The organism is Psychrobacter aquimaris, from assembly GCF_016107525.1.
Taxonomy (GTDB): Bacteria; Pseudomonadota; Gammaproteobacteria; order Pseudomonadales; family Moraxellaceae; genus Psychrobacter; species Psychrobacter aquimaris.
Map to the genome: position 1 here is coordinate 103,829 of NZ_JABASR010000010.1, position 17,747 is coordinate 121,575.

The 17,747-nt window shown below is 44.3% G+C and carries 15 protein-coding genes and 1 riboswitch; of the genes, 11 read left to right on the top strand and 4 right to left on the bottom strand.

Annotated elements, in window-relative coordinates:
- Window positions 1-121: 121 nt before the first annotated feature.
- The gene (gene thiC / locus JFC10_RS10310) at window positions 122-2,017 is read right to left on the bottom strand and encodes a phosphomethylpyrimidine synthase ThiC (protein ID WP_198332749.1); all 1,896 of its coding nucleotides are present in this window, start codon (window positions 2,015-2,017) and stop codon (window positions 122-124) included.
- 253 nt (window positions 2,018-2,270) lie between these two features.
- Window positions 2,271-2,415: riboswitch (TPP riboswitch) on the bottom strand.
- Between the two features lie 292 nt (window positions 2,416-2,707).
- Here thiC and pstS point away from each other — a divergent pair.
- The 5 genes from pstS to phoU all read left to right on the top strand — a co-directional run bounded on the left by pstS (window position 2,708) and on the right by phoU (window position 7,964).
- Window positions 2,708-3,880, top strand: a complete 1,173-nt coding sequence (pstS, locus tag JFC10_RS10315; protein WP_198332750.1) for a phosphate ABC transporter substrate-binding protein PstS — start codon at window positions 2,708-2,710, stop codon at window positions 3,878-3,880.
- Window positions 3,881-4,116: 236 nt separating this feature from the next.
- Window positions 4,117-5,070: a phosphate ABC transporter permease subunit PstC gene (gene pstC, locus JFC10_RS10320; RefSeq protein ID WP_193012630.1), complete on the top strand. Its 954-nt coding sequence runs from the start codon at window positions 4,117-4,119 to the stop codon at window positions 5,068-5,070.
- A gap of 61 nt (window positions 5,071-5,131) precedes the next feature.
- Window positions 5,132-6,037, top strand: coding sequence for a phosphate ABC transporter permease PstA (gene pstA / locus JFC10_RS10325; protein WP_198332751.1), 906 nt, complete (start codon window positions 5,132-5,134; stop codon window positions 6,035-6,037).
- Window positions 6,038-6,114: 77 nt separating this feature from the next.
- Window positions 6,115-7,035 carry a phosphate ABC transporter ATP-binding protein PstB gene (pstB, locus tag JFC10_RS10330; RefSeq protein WP_198332752.1) on the top strand — a complete coding sequence of 307 codons (921 nt, stop codon included), beginning with the start codon at window positions 6,115-6,117 and terminating at the stop codon, window positions 7,033-7,035.
- 152 nt (window positions 7,036-7,187) lie between these two features.
- Entirely contained in the window at window positions 7,188-7,964 is a 777-nt protein-coding gene (gene phoU / locus JFC10_RS10335; RefSeq protein ID WP_193012632.1) for a phosphate signaling complex protein PhoU, read from the top strand.
- Between the two features lie 84 nt (window positions 7,965-8,048).
- On the opposite strand, the gene JFC10_RS10340 is transcribed toward phoU, so the two are convergent.
- Window positions 8,049-8,339 (bottom strand): oxidative damage protection protein, encoded by a 291-nt coding sequence (locus JFC10_RS10340; RefSeq protein WP_193012633.1) that lies wholly within the window; start codon window positions 8,337-8,339, stop codon window positions 8,049-8,051.
- A gap of 347 nt (window positions 8,340-8,686) precedes the next feature.
- Window positions 8,687-10,060 (bottom strand): argininosuccinate lyase, encoded by a 1,374-nt coding sequence (argH, locus tag JFC10_RS10345; protein WP_198332776.1) that lies wholly within the window; start codon window positions 10,058-10,060, stop codon window positions 8,687-8,689.
- A gap of 113 nt (window positions 10,061-10,173) precedes the next feature.
- Between argH and JFC10_RS10350 the strand changes: the two genes are divergently transcribed.
- The 6 genes from JFC10_RS10350 (at window position 10,174) to JFC10_RS10375 (ending at window position 16,337) form a co-directional block, all read left to right on the top strand.
- On the top strand, window positions 10,174-11,325 hold the full coding sequence (locus JFC10_RS10350; RefSeq protein WP_198332753.1) for a histidine kinase: 1,152 nt from the start codon (window positions 10,174-10,176) through the stop codon (window positions 11,323-11,325).
- A 347-nt stretch (window positions 11,326-11,672) separates the two neighbouring features.
- The gene (locus tag JFC10_RS10355; RefSeq protein WP_198332754.1) at window positions 11,673-12,410 is read left to right on the top strand and encodes a LytR/AlgR family response regulator transcription factor; all 738 of its coding nucleotides are present in this window, start codon (window positions 11,673-11,675) and stop codon (window positions 12,408-12,410) included.
- Between the two features lie 196 nt (window positions 12,411-12,606).
- The gene (gene hemC, locus JFC10_RS10360; RefSeq protein ID WP_198332755.1) at window positions 12,607-13,641 is read left to right on the top strand and encodes a hydroxymethylbilane synthase; all 1,035 of its coding nucleotides are present in this window, start codon (window positions 12,607-12,609) and stop codon (window positions 13,639-13,641) included.
- 98 nt (window positions 13,642-13,739) lie between these two features.
- Window positions 13,740-14,711, top strand: coding sequence for a uroporphyrinogen-III synthase (locus JFC10_RS10365; RefSeq protein WP_198332756.1), 972 nt, complete (start codon window positions 13,740-13,742; stop codon window positions 14,709-14,711).
- Between the two features lie 101 nt (window positions 14,712-14,812).
- Window positions 14,813-15,790: a hypothetical protein gene (locus JFC10_RS10370; RefSeq protein WP_198332757.1), complete on the top strand. Its 978-nt coding sequence runs from the start codon at window positions 14,813-14,815 to the stop codon at window positions 15,788-15,790.
- 58 nt (window positions 15,791-15,848) lie between these two features.
- A complete protein-coding gene (locus tag JFC10_RS10375; RefSeq protein WP_060490199.1) occupies window positions 15,849-16,337 on the top strand; it encodes an acyl-CoA thioesterase in 489 nt (162 codons plus the stop codon).
- A 126-nt stretch (window positions 16,338-16,463) separates the two neighbouring features.
- On the opposite strand, the gene ribBA is transcribed toward JFC10_RS10375, so the two are convergent.
- Window positions 16,464-17,576: a bifunctional 3,4-dihydroxy-2-butanone-4-phosphate synthase/GTP cyclohydrolase II gene (gene ribBA / locus JFC10_RS10380; RefSeq protein ID WP_055123670.1), complete on the bottom strand. Its 1,113-nt coding sequence runs from the start codon at window positions 17,574-17,576 to the stop codon at window positions 16,464-16,466.
- Window positions 17,577-17,747 lie beyond the last annotated feature (171 nt).

Genomic DNA, 17,747 nt, shown 5'->3' on the forward strand with positions numbered 1-17,747 from the left:
AGGTTCGAGCTTTTTTGATGCGCTGCTATATAGGTTGCCTACATCTCTCTCTATAACTGACGTCCTTCGCTGTTATGTTTACCACTTTAATTAAATGATTAATATCCGTTAAGTCATCTATTTATGAAATAACTTTTTGGTTAGCGGCATCTTTATCTAGTCCCGCCGCATACTCACGCACGTTTTGAGTGATTTTCATTGAGCAGAATTTTGGCCCACACATGGAGCAAAAATGCGCCGACTTGTGAGCGTCTTTTGGCAAGGTTTCATCATGGAACTCACGGGCGGTATCTGGGTCAAGCGCCAGATTAAATTGATCGTCCCAGCGGAATTCAAAACGGGCTTTGGATAACGCATTATCGCGAGATTGTGCCCCTGGATGACCTTTAGCCAAATCAGCCGCGTGGGCTGCGATTTTATAGGTGATGATACCGTCTTTGACGTCCTTTTTATTCGGCAGACCTAAGTGCTCTTTTGGTGTGACATAGCACAGCATCGCCGTCCCAAACCAGCCAATCATCGCCGCACCAATGGCGCTAGTAATATGGTCGTAACCGGGTGCGATATCGGTGGTTAAGGGTCCTAACGTATAAAATGGTGCATCGGCACACAGCTCAAGTTGTAAGTCCATATTTTCTTTAATACGGTTCATTGCTACGTGCCCCGGACCTTCAATCATGACCTGTACATCATGCTCCCATGCGATTTTAGTCAACTCGCCAAGGGTACGCAATTCACCAAATTGTGCCTCGTCATTGGCATCTTGTAAGCAGCCTGGACGTAAGCCATCGCCTAAGCTAAAAGCTACATCATACTGCTTCATAATCTCGCAAATGTCTTCAAAATGGGTATATAAAAAGCTCTCTTTATTATGAAACATGCACCACTGCGCCATGATAGATCCGCCACGCGAGACGATACCGGTTAAGCGTCCGGCAGTCAGCGGCACATAGCGTAGTAGTACGCCAGCATGAATAGTGAAGTAATCGACACCTTGTTCGGCTTGCTCAATCAAGGTATCACGAAAGATTTCCCACGTTAAATCTTCTGCCACGCCATCGACTTTTTCGAGTGCCTGATAAATAGGGACGGTACCAATTGGTACTGGCGAGTTACGAATCAGCCATTCGCGGGTTTCGTGAATATGATTGCCAGTCGACAAATCCATGATGTTATCTGCACCCCAACGAGTTGCCCATGTCATCTTGGACACTTCTTCATCGATAGACGAACCCAGCGCTGAGTTACCAATATTTGCGTTGATTTTCACCAAGAAATTGCGCCCAATAATCATTGGCTCAGATTCTGGATGGTTAATGTTATTGGGAATAATCGCTCGCCCAGCAGCTACTTCATCACGGACAAACTCAGGAGTAATAACCGTCGGCGTATTAGCACCAAAGTTTTCGCCATCGTGTTGACGCATATCGGTCAGCTCATGCTGCTTTTGCGTTTCGCGAATGGCGATGTATTCCATTTCTGGGGTGATAATACCTTGTCGGGCATAGTGCAATTGGGTGACGTTACCTACCTTCCCATCAACAGTTTTAGCACGGCGAGGTTTGTCGATATGGGCAAAGCGCAGATTAGCGGTACTGATATCACGGGCACGTGCTAGCCCATAATCGCTTGATAACCCTGCTAACTGTTCCGTATCGCCACGCTCAGAAATCCAGCCTTCACGCAGCTTTGGTAAGCCTTTTGTCAAATCAATCTCGACGTTGGGGTCTGTATAAACGCCAGAGGTGTCATAAACATAAAACGGCGGATTTTGCTCCCATGCGCTCTCAGGAACGCCTTGTATAGGAGTGGGGTCAAGAGTGATTTCACGCATGGGTACTTGAATATCAGGACGTGAGCCTTCGATATAGACTTTACGGGAGGCAGGTAAAACACGGTGTAAGTCGCGAGCATCTTCTTCAAAGCGCGCATCACTGGCACTGCGGTGAGCAGGGGTTTTTAACGCATCTGTCTTAGAAGATTTTTGAGAAGGAGAAGTGGCTAATAAAGTTGTCATATGCTGTCCTAGCGTGTTGGTTTTTGAATAAAAGCAACACCGCCAGTAGCTGCGGGGAGAGCATTTGTAATTCCGGAAAATTCAGTTCATGAGCATCATTCGCGACTAAAATTGAAGGATATAGTCGTGAATAATACTCATCAAATGTTGGACGCAGCTTTATATCAGTCTTCATTACTTAATAGTACATCACGCACATTAAGATAGTAATGAGGATAAAAAAGGCATTTCTGCACGTCCTTTGCCATAAATAACAAAGTGCTTAAGACTTCCCTGCGTCGGTACTAACCGCATCAGGTTCGGCGGGTGATCTCTCAGCGAATGTATAAAGGCGACTACTTTAATAAAGCAAGTTTAGTAAAGTGAGCCAATAATACACCGCACCCCGAGTCTGTCAGTGTTGTAAATCAACTTAATACTAACAAAGTTCTGCAATGAGGGCTAATGATATTTAGATGAAAATATCAGGCGTTGAGTTTGATGTTCGATATATTTATGTGAACGACTTTGGAGTACCAGTGATTGAAATCACTTGATATTACTGGGATTTAGAATACTTATCTAAATATTATGTAAAGCGAATGAAAGATTCCAGAGGTTGTCATTAAACTGTCATAAAGATTTGGCAAGATAGCACGCATATCACAAACAAATACTTTTTGTATCGTTGTTAAACTTTAGGAGTCCTACATGCGTTATTCGTTATTAGCAGTGGCCGTTAGTTGTACATTAATGCTTACGGCATGTAATAAATCGACTGAAACGACAGAGCCAGCTGCTGATACTAGCAGTAGTGCCGCTACCACGGCTGAAACAACCACTCAGAACCAGGCAACGCCTTCTGCTGAAACCGGTTTCAAATCTGCTGAAAATATCGCAATGAACATCACTGGTGCAGGTGCATCATTTCCGCAGCCTATCTATGCCAAATGGTCTTACGACTATAATGCTGCTACCGGTGGCCAAGTCAACTATCAATCTATTGGCTCGTCTGGTGGTATCAAACAAATTCAATCAAAAACCGTCGATTTTGGTGCTTCTGATGCGCCGATGACGCCTGAAGAGCTAGACGAAGCGGGCTTGATTCAGTTTCCGACGGTCATCGGCGGCGTTGTGCCAATCGTCAACATTGACGGTGTCGAGCCGGGTGCGTTGAAATTAGACGGTGCAATGTTAGCAGATATCTATCTGGGTAAAATCAGTAACTGGAATGATCCAGCCATCAAAGCCATGAACCCAGATTTAACTTTGCCAGATGCCGCTATCACGACGGTATTCCGCTCAGACGGTTCAGGCACGACGTTTAACTTCACTGATTATCTAGCCAAAGTGTCACCAGATTGGAAAGACACGGTTGGCGTTGATAAAACCGTTAAATGGCCAACGTCTGCGACTGGTGCAGGTGGTAAAGGTAACGAAGGCGTTTCAAGCTACGTAAACCGTATGAAAAACTCTATCGGCTATGTTGAGTATGCTTACGCTAAGCAAAACAACATGTCACATACTGCACTGAAAAACGCAGCTGGCAACATTGTTCAGCCGTCTGCTGAGACATTTGCAGCAGCTGGTGATATCGACTGGTCACAACAAGAAGGCTTTTATAAAGTCATCACCAACTCTGAGACGGATCAAGCATGGCCTATCGCTGCTGCTACTTTCATCTTAGTCCATAAGCAACCAGAGAATCCTCAGCAAGTCGCTGGTGTGTTGAACTTCTTTGATTGGGCTTATACCCAAGGTGATGATGATGCCATGGCACTAGACTATGTCCCATTCTCTGATACGGCAGTAGCCTTATTTAAAGCAAAATGGAACGACGTAAAAGGTAGTGATGGTCAGCCAGTTTATAAGCCTGCTCAGTAATCTATCTATGCTAGCTTTTGTTTAATAATTTTCTAAATTTTCTCTTAAACCACTATTCTCCGGTAGTGGTTTGAGAGGTTTTATCACAGCAAATTTGACCGCCATACTGATGGATAGTTTTAATAATTATCATTAATAAATATGACCATTAGTGCTTATATAGGTTGCGTTTGCTGTCATAAAACGAAATGAACACCCTGGTTTTTTGAATTCACCCATTCAATGCTGAGACACTTATGACAGACTTAAGGTCCCAACTGGCTAAACAAAAACGTTATGACGCTTTATTTGTCAACTCTACCAAAGCGTTTGCCATACTCGTCCTCCTATCTTTAGGGGGCATTTTGCTGTCTCTTATTGTTGGGGCATGGCCGAGCATTCAAACGTTTGGTCTGGGGTTTTATACCAGTAATAATTGGGATACGGTCGCCAATGAGTATGGTGCATTAGCGCCTATTTATGGCACCTTAGTGACGTCATTTATCGCCATTGCTATCGCAGTGCCAGTTAGTTTTGGTATCGCGATATTTTTGACTGAAATGTGCCCTAAGTTCCTTAAAAAACCGCTTGGCATTGCCATTGAACTATTGGCGGGTATTCCTTCTATCATTTATGGTATGTGGGGTTTGTTCGTATTTGCGCCTTTCTTTGGTGAGCACATTCAGCCATGGTTTATTGAGAATGTTGGCCCTCTACCTATCATTGGGAAGCTTTTTACAGGCGCGCCCATGGGGCTAGGGATGTTCACAGCGTCTTTGGTACTTGCCATCATGATTATTCCTTTTATCGCGGCTACCATGCGTGATGTCTTTGCGGTTGTGCCAGATCTGCTCAAAGAATCTGCCTACGGTATGGGTGCGACGACGTGGGAAGTGATGTTCAAGATTATCCTGCCTTATACCAAGGCGGGTGTCGTTGGTGGCGTAATCTTGGGTCTTGGTCGTGCATTGGGTGAGACGATGGCAGTGACCTTCTTAATCGGTAATGCGTTCAATATCAGCCCAAGCCTATTTACCTCTGGTGTGACCATCACCTCGGCATTGGCCAACGAGTTTGCCGAAGCGTCGAGCGAGCTGCATTTGGCATCTTTACTACATCTAGGCTTAATCTTGTTTGTCATCACCTTCATTGTGCTGTCTTTGGCCAAACTAATGCTCATGCGCATGGATCACAAAGCAGGTAACCGATAAGTCTGAGAAGGACTTATTAGACCTTGATAGATATTGATAAAAGATATGGGAAATAAATAGTATGCCTGCTAACAATGCGATGAATGCGCCAATGTCTACGAAGCCAAGCAGTGCTGGGCGTTATAACAAAAGCCTGTACAACAAGCGTCGCTGGACCAATAAACTGGGTTTAGGCTTTGCTATGTCAGCGATGGTTTTTGGTCTATTCTGGTTGTCATGGATTTTGGTGACTTTGTTTGTCGAAGGCTTTCAAGGCATAGTGGAATTGCCAATCTTTACCGCTGATACACCGCCGCCTATGAGCCCAGGTGGTCTACGCAATGCGATCGTCGGTTCGGTAATGCTGGCATTCTCAGGATTATTCATTGGTGCACCTATTGGCCTGATGACAGGTATTTATTTATCTGAGTTTTCTAAAGGCAGCATGCTTGGCAAAGTGACCCGTTTTTTGAACGATATCTTATTATCGGCACCATCAATTGTCATTGGTCTCTTTATATATGCTTTAATGGTAAAAGGCGAAAGTTTCTCTGGTTGGGCAGGCGCATTGGCATTGGCACTGATTGTCATCCCAGTCGTCGTGCGTACGACTGAAAATATGCTGAATCTGGTGCCTAATAGCTTGCGTGAAGCCGCTTATGCACTTGGTACACCCAAGTGGAAAATGGTCACACAAGTGACGGTCAAAGCCGCCAAAGCGGGACTGACGACAGGGGTGTTATTGGCATTTGCTCGAATCACTGGTGAGACAGCACCGTTGCTATTTACGGCGCTGAACAATCAGTACTTCAGTACCGATATGAGTCAGCCTATTGCCAACTTACCCAATACCATTTATCAGTTTGCGATGAGTCCTTATGATAACTGGCATACGTTGGCGTGGGCAGCGGCGCTCCTGATCACTGCGTCGGTCTTGGTGTTGAATATTCTGGCAAGATTTATTGGCAATCGAGGTCAGGTCAAATAAAGACCGATATCGCCACACAGATACCAAGCATTTACTTACACTTATATGAAATACACTAAGCTAGGTTGGATAATATTATGAATGATGTCGCAAGCAAGGTCCGCACAAAAACGACTGCTGATCGCTTTAATACCGCAACAGACAGCCTGTTAAATAGAACCATGTCTAATAGCGCGCAATCACAGCAACCAAATACTGCTGATTTCAATAAGCAAAGCATTCATGATATTCCCAAAAATATGCCTAAAGCAAAAATGGAAGTTCGCGATCTAAACTTTTATTACGATGATTTTCAAGCATTGAAAAATATCAATATTGATATCGCAGAAAAGAAAGTGACCGCCTTTATTGGTCCTTCAGGTTGTGGTAAGTCGACACTGCTACGTACATTTAACCGTATGTATGATCTATATCCAGGTATGCGTGCAGAAGGCATCATCAACCTTGATGGCAACAATATCTTGGGCAAAGACGTCGATGTCAACTTGCTACGCGCGCAAGTCGGAATGGTTTTTCAGAAACCAACCCCGTTCCCGATGTCTATTTATGACAATGTCGCCTTTGGTGTCAAACTCTATGAGAAGCTCAGTAAAAGCGAAGTGGATGAGCGTGTGGAGTGGGCACTAAAAAAATCAGCATTGTGGCCAGAAGTGAAAGACAAACTAAAAGCATCAGGCCTGTCATTATCAGGTGGTCAGCAGCAGCGTTTGTGTATCGCCCGTAGTGTCGCGACCAAGCCTGAAGTATTGTTACTCGATGAGCCAACCTCTGCACTTGACCCTATCTCGACGGGCGCTATCGAAGATCTGATAGAAGATCTCAAAAACGACTATACCATCGCCATCGTTACCCACAACATGCAACAAGCGGCGCGGGTATCAGACTATACCGTCTATATGTATCTGGGCGATATGATCGAGATGGGCGAGACCGATCAGATATTTACCAAGCCTGCCCAAACAGCGACGGAAGATTACATTACTGGTCGCTACGGTTAATATTGATGGGTTAATGCCGAAGGGTAGATATTGAAGAGTTGATATTGAAGTTGGGTCTAACACAGAGTGCTCCATAACATGCTATGAGCTGGGTTGTTTCACTTAACCAGTATACCGCGCTACTAAAATATGGATTTCAAGGAATACCTCTTATGCAAAGTGATAAGCATATCTCCAAAAGTTTTGACCAAGATCTTGATGAAGCCATCCGTTTATTTTTATACATGGGTGATAGTGCTGCCAACCAAGTGGCCAAAGCCATCCATGCACTCATCGACAAAGATGAGACACTGGCGCAAGAGGTCATCGAGATGGACTTCGATATCAATCGAATGGAAGTTGAGCTCGATGAGCATATCTTGTTATTGGTTGCCAAGCGTCAGCCAGCGGCCAGTGATTTGCGTTTGGTGATGTCGATCAGTAAAGGTGTGGTGGATTTAGAACGTATCGGCGATGAAGCGGTAAAAATCGCGAAAATGGCAAGCAAGCTCGCGGCACAAGGCAAATCGGCATACGGCTATGCTGAAGTGCAACACTTGAGTAATCAGGTAAGGTTGATGCTCAACAACGCATTAGAAGCCTTTAGCCAATCGAATGCTGAGCAAGCATTTGAAGTCATGCGCAATGACAGTGTGGTCAATAACGAATACCAATCTGCTATTCGTGCTTTAATGACATATATCATGGAAGACTCAAGACAAGTCTCAAAGGTCATCAATATCATGTGGATTTTGCGCTCGCTTGAACGTATCGGCGATCATGCGCAAAACGTAGCAGAGCTAGTGATTAACTATATTAGCGGTCAAGACGTACGTCATTCAGACTACGCAATGGTCGAAAAAGCGGTACAAGAAGCCAATGATCGCTTAGCTGCCCGCCAAGTTAGTGCTATGTCGGTTACTGATTTATTAGATAGTGATGACGACTGATAATAAATACTAATTGCTTATAAACCGCAAAAAACGCGCTATATTGAGCGCGTTTTTTTACGGCTATCACAAAGTAAGGCGAGGTTAGCTTTCTGGTGTCCAGCCTTGAGCACGCTCATAATCTTCATTGTCCAAAAATTTATCGCGCTGCTCCGTTAAGAACTTCTTGGCGGCAGGATCCATCATGCTCAAATGGTTTTCGTTAATAAGCATCGTTTGATGCTCAAGCCATTCTTTCCATGCTTTTTCAGATACGGTCTCTTGGAGCTCTTGACCTTTTTTATTAGGAAAAGGTGGATGCGGCATTTTTGGCAATTCTTGCTTATATTTGCGGCAAAATACGGTATTGGCTTGAGGATTAAAAGTCTCAGTCATAAGGCGTTCCTTATTTATTATATTAAGTGGTCAAATCAAATAGTCATATGAGACTATGATAACGGTCTGGGTCAATTTAGCAAAGGGTATCTAGTATATATCGTCAAACCTCTATCAATTCGCTATAGTCAATCCTATATCAACCAGCTACGGTGTCAGGGCTGTTCAATCTATGATGTGTCGTGCTTCCAATCATATTCTTTGTTTCGATATTTCTAGATGTAACGATAGTTTAGAAGCGATAAGTGGTAAATGATAAGAGAGGATAAGACAAATAAAAAACACCCGCATCAATAGCGGGTGTTAGATATATAGCGGTACGTTAGCTTTTACTTAAAATGGTCTGATTAGACAAAGGCTTTTAAGCGAGCGCGACCATTGATCACAGCTTTCTTAACTTGGTTTGGCGCAGTGCCACCCAAATGGTCACGAGCTGCCAATGAACCTTCTAAAGTTAGATACTCAAAGACATCATCACCAATCGCATCGCTAAATTGCTGTAATTGCGCCAGTGATAAATCACTTAAATCAACGCCTTCTTTAATACCTAAGGCGACAGCGTTACCGACCACTTCATGGGCATCACGGAAAGCAACGCCTTGGCGTACCAAATAATCTGCTAAGTCTGTTGCAGTGGCATAGCCTTTCATGGTGGCAGCACGCATATTTTCTTTATTTGGGGTGATATTCGGTAGCATATCAGCAAACGCCAATAGCGAACCTGTCAAAGTATCAACGCAATCAAAGAGCGGCTCTTTGTCTTCTTGGTTGTCTTTGTTATAAGCCAGTGGTTGACTCTTCATTAGGCTTAATAGCGTCATTAACTGACCAAAGACACGTGCTGCTTTACCGCGAACCAACTCTGGTACATCAGGATTTTTCTTTTGCGGCATGATAGATGAGCCGGTACAAAAGCGATCTGGAATCTGCACAAAGTTAAACTGCGCTGACATCCAAAGAATAATCTCTTCACTCATGCGTGACATATGCATCATTAAGATAGAAGCAGCTGAGGTGAATTCAATCGCAAAGTCACGATCTGAGACGGCATCGAGCGAGTTTTGGCAAATACCTTCAAAACCTAATAGCTCAGCGGTGATGGTACGATCGATTGGGAACGTCGTGCCAGCCAGAGCAGCACTACCAAGTGGCATCTGATTGATACGGCGACGGGCATCCACCAAACGCTCGGTATCGCGATATAACATCTCAAACCACGCCATCACATGATGACCAAAGCTCACGGGCTGGGCTGTTTGTAAATGCGTAAAACCGGGCATAATAGTGTCAGTATGTTGCTCAGCCAAATCAAGCAATCCGCTTTGTAAGCGTACTAATAAGGCGATGATATTATCGACTTCTTCGCGCAGCCATAAACGAATATCGGTGGCAACTTGATCATTACGGCTACGACCTGTATGCAGTTTTTTGCCAACCGCACCGACGATATCAGTCAGGCGTGATTCGACGTTCATGTGCACGTCTTCGAGAGCGATTGACCAGTTAAACTCGCCTGCTTCAATCTCGCGCAGTACCTGCTGAAGACCATCGACAATGGTCGCAACTTCATCAGCAGTTAAAATGTCACATTCTTTAAGCATGGTCGCGTGGGCGATTGAGCCTTGAATATCGTGACGCGCAAAGCGTTGGTCGAAGCCGACAGAGGCGGTGAAGGCAGCGACAAAACTGTCCGTCGCTTCACTGAAGCGTCCGCCCCACATCTGCTGACCCTGACTGCTTGCAGGGCTGTTTTGTGTCGTGTTATTTGTTATAGAAGCATCTGTGCTAGAATCAGAGACAGATGAATTTACACTTGATTCGGGATTACTAGGGTTTGAAGAATTGGCGTTCATATCGGTACAAGACAAGTCAAGAGAATAAGAACTCAAGTATAGCAAAGGATGAGGTTGCCTTACTAGCGGAGCGCTTAGAGTTTTTTATTCCCAAGCTCATGGAGGTCATGAAGCCTTGGCAGTGGTTCATTTATCTCTTTTTTTGGTCGCTATTCGTCACGGTGACGAATCGCTATGACATTGCCACGTGGTCAGACTTTTTGATTCAGCTGTTTAGCAGAGTCCTGCAAAACACCTTGAGCATTATTCCTTCTTTATATCTCATTGATTATTTGCGGCCTATTTTTAAAGGCATGAGCATACCTAGAGTCAGCATGTATGTGCTTGCCTTAATCATGGTGGCATCTACAATATCTATGATTCTAGTCATGCTGGTGATGATTAATATTGGTTGGTTTGAATATGATCGTCAGACTTTTATTTTAAATATATTGTTTGATGCGGTGATTAGTGGTGGCTTTTCCTTGGTGTTCTTGCTGTATTTTTTACGCCGTTATCGTGAGACGAATGCGCTCAAACAATCGTTTGAGCATAAATTGAGTGCACAAAACGATGTGATCAAAGCAAGAATTGCTCCGCATTTTTTCTTTAATACCGTTAACACCCTAGTGTCATTGATAGAATCCAATCCAGCAAGAGCTTCCGCTTTATTACAGCACGTTTCTGCATTATTCCGTGCCAGTTTTAATGGGGCGCGAGAGATTAGCTTTGAAGAAGAGATCGCTCTTTGTGAGCATTATCTGGCGATTGAGTCTAGCCGTTTAGCGGATAAGCTCGAAGTGAGTTGGCAATTACCTGACGAAGATGTCATGTATGACATGGTCATCACCGCCTTGACCTTACAGAGCGTGCTAGAAAAAATGCTGCTGAATGTGGTGGAGATGACCACTGAAACCATTTATATCAATATTAAAGTCACTTGGCAGCAGCATCGGGTTGCAATTATGATTAGTGTCGAGCTTCCTAAAAAAACGTTCATTATTGATCATGATTTACGTCAACACATGAATTTTTATATTCAAGCAGACCGTTTACGGGCTTATTTCGGTCAAAGTGCAGATATTAAAAATACCGTTACCAGTAGCCAGATTATTACTGTCATCGACTATCCTCTTCAAGATGTTAGTTTATGACCGCTTTTTTTGAGGCATAATTTTTTATTTTATTGTTAAATCAATAGGTTTGGCATAGTTATTGCACCATTTTCTATAGCTAACAAGTTGTTTTACTTTGTATTTAGCCATGATTCACCATGAAAAGTATTATCGATAAATGAGCCGCAATAAAATTCAATTCATAATAGTGGCTCACATGAAATCTGTTAATAGTTGGGCAATATTGGCGGCTATCAGCATTAATATAGTCAGCTATTGTTCTATGAAATAATTAAATGTTTTTATGCTAAGTGATTGGTAATGAGTGCTAATATGTTTGTAAGGCCATTGAAAAAAACTAAGTTTATCCTGGGATGGGAGTTTGCATGCGTATCGTAGTTTGTGATGATGAGCCACTAGCACGTGAGCGTTTGGTTAGAATTGTACAGGAGTCAGGTCATCAGGTAGTTGCCCAAGCAACCACGGGTGCAGCAGCTATTATCGCGGTCAAAACTCAGCAGCCAGATATCATATTATTAGATATTCGTATGCCTGAGATGGATGGGGTACACTGCGCTCAAGAGCTTGCTAAGCTTGAGCATCCGCCCGCTATTATATTTGTCACCGCTTACGACCATTATGCCATTGCCGCGCTAAAAGCCAATGCGATTGGTTATTTATTAAAGCCGGCTAATAAAGATGAGTTGCTAGAGTCACTAGATAAAGCGAAAAATTTAAACGCGGCGCAGTTAAATGAGATTCGTAAACTTGAAGACCCAACAGCACGGCCAGTACGTGAGCATATCGCTGCTCGTACCCACCGAGGTGTTGAGCTAATCAAGCTCAAAGATATCTATTATTTTACCGCCGATCAAAAGTACGTCAAAGTCCGTCATAAAGATGGTATTGTACTGATTGATGAAACGTTAAAAGAGCTTGAGCAAGAGTTTGACGATCGGCTCTTTCGGGTGCACCGCAATGCCATCATCAATCTTAGCTTTTTGGACTTTTTAGAAACGTTGGATGCAGGACAATATCAGATACGCTTTAAAGGTATTGATGAGACGCTAGCAGTTAGCCGTCGTCACTTACCAGCGTTGCGTGACAAGATTCAAAGCATGTAACTTACTGTTTTAATAGTGAAATAATCATCCCATATCATCAAACCCTTATTTATGCTTAAATAGGGGTATTTTTTTTGCGTCAGCATTGACTATATATGGTTTATATCGCCCATTTTTTGTGGAAAATTTGCAGTATTGTCTAATACTGACCTGCATAGTACTGACGTGAACAGTATCGAATTTATTGAGGCCCTTTATGAGCAATCCACAGCAAACTGCTTTGACTACCTTGAATATCGCCACGCGTCAGAGCCCTTTGGCACTATGGCAAGCTGAGCATATCCGTGCTCGTCTGCTAGAGCTGTATCCTGAGATGACGATTAACTTGCTAAAAATTGTCACTAAGGGTGACAAGATTTTGGACACACCTTTGGCTAAAATTGGCGGTAAAGGTTTGTTTGTCAAAGAGCTTGAGCAAGCGCTATATGACAAACAAGCGGACATCGCGGTACATTCATTAAAGGACGTACCGATGCAGCTTCCTGAAGGCTTGATGCTGGGCGTCTATTGCAAACGCGCCTCACCGACTGATGCTTTTGTGTCTAACACCTATAATAGTATTGATGAATTGCCGCAAGGGGCAGTCGTTGGCACGTCAAGTTTGCGTCGTCAGTGTCAGCTTAAAGCCTATCGTCCAGACCTACAAATTAAAACCTTACGCGGTAACGTCGGTACACGTTTGGGCAAGCTGGATGCTGGCGAGTATGATGCGATTATTTTAGCGACCAGTGGTTTGCAGCGTATCGAGCTGGATGAGCGCATACGCGGCGAGCTTGATATCAATGCCTGCCTGCCTGCGGTTGGTCAGGGCGCCTTAGCGATTGAATGCCGTGAAGGTGATGATGAGGTGCTAAAATTACTGGCACCACTGAATGATGATAAAGCTCGTATCCGCCTCATTGCTGAACGCGCGCTAAACCGTCATTTAGAGGGTGGCTGCCAAGTACCCATTGCTGCTTATGCTGTGTTACAAATGGCGGATGAAACAAGCAGCAACAATGATGATAACGGTGACAATGGCAATAACGACAACGGCAATGTGTTATGGCTACGTGGCCGCGTCGGTCAAGCGGATGGCAGTGAGCTGCTAAAAGCAGAAAAACGTGTCACGTTGATTGGCACACAAGAAGAGCAAGAAGTACAGGCTAATCAGCTTGGTATTGATGTTGCCAATATACTGCTTGCCGATGGTGCGGGTGATATCTTATCCGCGATTTATCATCCTGAATAACAGGCCAGTATTTTGATTATCTTAGTCATAGCCCCAGTATTATTGATGCTAGGGCTATCGTTAAGCCAATTCTATCAGTCTTTTGTCATGGTACGTCTATGTCATCAACATTAAATCACGCCCAGCTTATTGCTAACAATCAATCAAATAATGAGTCATCACTCACGCAAGTAGTCATCAATACTCGCCCAGTAGAGCGTGCCGCTGCATTGACGGATAATCTACAAGCAGCAGGGCTGACGGTGGTAGAGATACCGATGTTGACGTTACAATCGCGCCCAACGACTGAGCAAGACATGACGCTGATGCGCCAGTGGCTAGCAGGCGATTATAAGGCGCTTGTGATCGTTAGCCCAACGGCGGCCGCTTCAGGACTGGCTGTTTGGCAAGCGCTTGAAGATGAGCGTCAAGCTCAAAACCATGACAATGAGCGAAAAAATATAGCAATTAATGCTCTGCAAGCGCCGAGCTACTTGATTGCCGTGGGTGAAGCGACTGCGTCGGTATTAAACAATGCCAAAATCGAGGCATCGAATTACCAAGTGCTTCAGCCTCACATTGCCAATAACGAAGGTATGCTAGCGATGCCTGAAATTGAGCGTTTGCAAGCAGGTGACAAGTTGCTCGTGTGGCGCGGATTGGGTGGTAGGCGATTATTGGTCGATACGTTGCTGGCACGCGGTGTGCATATCGATAGCATTGCTTGGTATGAGCGCATAATGCCGGTCGATGCAATGGCTCAATACGAGCAGTGGCTACAAGGGTTTTTAGCTCGCAATGGTATGCAAGATACATCAGCTAGTCAGCTAAAGCCAATCGTTGTCGTCAGTAGCGGTACAGCCTTTGAGCATTGGGAAAGCATCGTTCGGGCTGTAGCAGAAAAGGCATTAAATCAAGAAACAGCCAGAGAAAATCCCGCTATTTTGCCCTATGAATTGTCAGACTTTTCTTATGTGGTGTTGGGTGAGCGTTTAGCCAATATGGTCGCTGATCAGCAGTTAAGCTATTGGCGTGTGGAAGATTTGGCACCAGAAACCATTCTTGCTGCTATCCATGCTAAAGCCTGTTGAATGTATAAATGTACCAACCGATGATCTGTCCTTATCTATTATGTTTCACTTTTTATTTATTCGCTTTAAACCTGTTTTAGCCAAAATAACGGTGCTGCCTTATGTCAATCAATTCTGAATCGTTATCTCAGGAACCTTCTGCTACTCAGCAGCGCCGACAAGCAAATGTGTTTTTGTTGCGCCTGCAGTGGCTGGTTATCTTGTTGCTTATGGCGGCCCTATTGTGGCTCTACATCAGCCAGCAGCGTTTCCAGCATAGTGTTAATGAGCGTTTGCAAAGCAACGAGCAAGTCGTCAGCCGTCTGAATGAGATGGATGACCGTCTATTTGCGATGAGTCAGCAGACGCTGCCAGAGCCTCGATCTGCCGCCAGTAGCCAAGCGCAAAACCAGTTAGATTTATTGCGTATTCAAATACAAGCCGCTGATAGATTGTTGGCAGACAATAACGACAGTGCAGCGATTGATTTGTTGCGTGGTCTGCATTGGCAGCTTTCGCAAAGTAGCAATGAGATTGCTCCAGCGCTAACGGTTGTGATCAAACAAAGCTTGATGAAAGACATCGAACGTTTGCAGGCGAGCAGCACTCAGCCCAGTCCTTGGCAGCTGCAAAACCTCGCCATCCAAAATATTCAAGAGTTTTTGCACCGCTATGAGCGTGTGAGTAGTGAGGCGACACCGCACAATAGCGCTGATAATAATATGAGCCTCTCGCGCAAACAACTGACTATTCACGAAGTGATTATGACCTTAAATCTGGCCAGTCAAGCCAGTAATATGCGCGAACAAGAGCAGCTGGTTGGTTATCTGCGTCAAGCACGAAATCAACTACAAACCTTGGTGCCGAAGTCTGCTATTCCTCAAGAGTCAGCGCCAAAGGCAGCCATGACTAATACTGAAAACGCCTCTAATGATGCGTCCGCAGGCAAAAAGCAAACCTCTACCGACAAGAACCTACAAACCAGATCCTCTCCGACAAATATCGCAGAAGTTATAGATTGGTTAGATAAATTGATTGCCAATGCACCGAAACCAACGCCATTGTTGACCACTCAGATTTTGGATAAATCTCAGCGTTAGTGGTTCAGTGGATGTTGATTGATAGATTTATGAATATAAAAATAAGAGAAATGACCTTATGGACAGTTTGAATCAAGCAGCACATGTAGCCTCCAATATTGCAGATAATCATCCTGACGAATTGTCTCATTATCCCATTATTCATCATCAGCCCATTCACTGGGGCGAGATGGATGCGTTTAACCATTTAAATAATGTGATTTATTACCGTTATGCTGAATCAGCGCGAATTGGCTATTTGCAGGCGCTAGGTATGTTTGATGGCAGTATGGTGACGGTATTGGCACAATCTAGCTGCCAGTATTTACGCCCAGTGACTTATCCTGATACTTTGCTATTAGGAGTGCGCTGTCAGCGTTTAGGGAATACGAGTATCGTGATGGAATATAGCTACTATAGCACCGCGCAAGCAGCCATCGTCGCGACGGCTGAGGCAGTTGTGGTACGTCTCGATAGTGAGGGAAAGCGTAAATTAGCTTGGACAGAGGAAGAGCGCGCTCGGCTATTGGCATTAGAAGCAAAAGTTGGTCATATACCTAAGCTTTAGCACTGAATATTAAATAAATGAAAAAAAAGGCACGCTAACGTTATGTTAGCGTGCCTTTTGCTATGTGGCTGATATCGAATCAGCCAGTCAAACAGTCAAACAGTCAAACAGTCAAACAGTCAAACATTAATCTTGCTTTGGCGCATGTACGAAATCGATGACGTTCAAGTCAAAGCCTGATAATGCGTAAAACTTCATGGGTGATGATAATAAACGCATATCACGAACGCCTAAATGACGCAAAATCTGTGCGCCAACACCAATGCTGCGATACGGCTGCTGGGTAATGGTCGATTGCGATTCATTGTCTGCCGCTTTGTCTAACGCCTCTCCTAAATCTATTGGCTGGTTGCTACCAATCCAAACTAATACGCCGCGATCAGAGTTGCTTATTTCCTCCAGCGCTGAGCGTACGCTCCAGCCACTACGACCCGTCATATCATTTTTGGCAGCAAACAAGTCGCGTAGTGGGTGAAAACCATGGACACGGACAGTGCTGACGCCTTCGCTCACATCGCCTTTTACCAAAGCCAAATGCGTTTCATCAGCGCCAAATTCGCGGAAGCGATGTAGCGTAAAGGTGCCGTATTCCGTTTCAAAAGGACGCGACTCAATTTCTTCTACCGTTTGCTCGTTCGCGATGCGGTAGTTGATGAGGTCAGCAATTGTACCCATCTTGATGCCATGCTCTTCGGCAAATATCTCTAGATCATCACGGCGAGCCATCGTACCATCGGCATTGATGATTTCGACAATCACTGCTGCGGGCTCAAGCCCTGCTAGGCGTGCTAAATCACAACCAGCTTCGGTATGTCCAGCGCGGTGTAAGACGCCACCATTTTGAGCCATGATTGGGAAGATATGTCCAGGCTGGACGATGTCTTCAGGTTTTGCCGAAGAAGAAACCGCGGCTTGAATCGTACGTGCACGGTCAGCAGCAGAGATACCCGTTGTAACGCCTTCAGCGGCTTCGATAGAAACCGTAAAGTTGGTGCTAAATTTTGCTTCGTTACGATCAGACATCAGCGGCAATGCCAACTGTTGGCAGCGTGCTTGTGATAAGGTCAAGCAGACCAAACCACGTGCATGAGTAATCATAAAGTTAATATCTTCAGGGCGCACATGGGTCGCTGCCATGATGATATCACCTTCATTTTCACGGTCTTCATCATCCATTAAGATGACCATCTTGCCAGCACGAATGTCTTCGATAATCTCAGGAATCGTATTTAAACTCATAGTAAGTCTCAATATTTTATTATTTATAGATAGTTGTGATGTGGAATATAAAGCATTATCTGTCTATTGTAACAGTAGATGCTACAGAGCGCTGTTGCGGTTAGGCAAAGTGCATCGGATCAAATTGATCCACCGTAGACATTATGGAATCATTGCTTATATATCAATATG

Coding starts and splice junctions, on each gene's coding strand:
- hemC (WP_198332755.1), top strand. CDS start 12,607: ATGAGCAATCCACAGCAAACTGCTTTGACTACCTTGAATATCGCCACG.
- ribBA (WP_055123670.1), bottom strand. CDS start 17,576: ATGAGTTTAAATACGATTCCTGAGATTATCGAAGACATTCGTGCTGGC.
- JFC10_RS10340 (WP_193012633.1), bottom strand. CDS start 8,339: ATGACTGAGACTTTTAATCCTCAAGCCAATACCGTATTTTGCCGCAAA.
- argH (WP_198332776.1), bottom strand. CDS start 10,060: ATGTGGGGCGGACGCTTCAGTGAAGCGACGGACAGTTTTGTCGCTGCC.
- JFC10_RS10370 (WP_198332757.1), top strand. CDS start 14,813: ATGTCAATCAATTCTGAATCGTTATCTCAGGAACCTTCTGCTACTCAG.
- pstB (WP_198332752.1), top strand. CDS start 6,115: ATGAATGATGTCGCAAGCAAGGTCCGCACAAAAACGACTGCTGATCGC.
- pstC (WP_193012630.1), top strand. CDS start 4,117: ATGACAGACTTAAGGTCCCAACTGGCTAAACAAAAACGTTATGACGCT.
- thiC (WP_198332749.1), bottom strand. CDS start 2,017: ATGACAACTTTATTAGCCACTTCTCCTTCTCAAAAATCTTCTAAGACA.
- JFC10_RS10375 (WP_060490199.1), top strand. CDS start 15,849: ATGGACAGTTTGAATCAAGCAGCACATGTAGCCTCCAATATTGCAGAT.
- pstA (WP_198332751.1), top strand. CDS start 5,132: ATGCCTGCTAACAATGCGATGAATGCGCCAATGTCTACGAAGCCAAGC.
- JFC10_RS10365 (WP_198332756.1), top strand. CDS start 13,740: ATGTCATCAACATTAAATCACGCCCAGCTTATTGCTAACAATCAATCA.
- JFC10_RS10355 (WP_198332754.1), top strand. CDS start 11,673: ATGCGTATCGTAGTTTGTGATGATGAGCCACTAGCACGTGAGCGTTTG.
- phoU (WP_193012632.1), top strand. CDS start 7,188: ATGCAAAGTGATAAGCATATCTCCAAAAGTTTTGACCAAGATCTTGAT.
- pstS (WP_198332750.1), top strand. CDS start 2,708: ATGCGTTATTCGTTATTAGCAGTGGCCGTTAGTTGTACATTAATGCTT.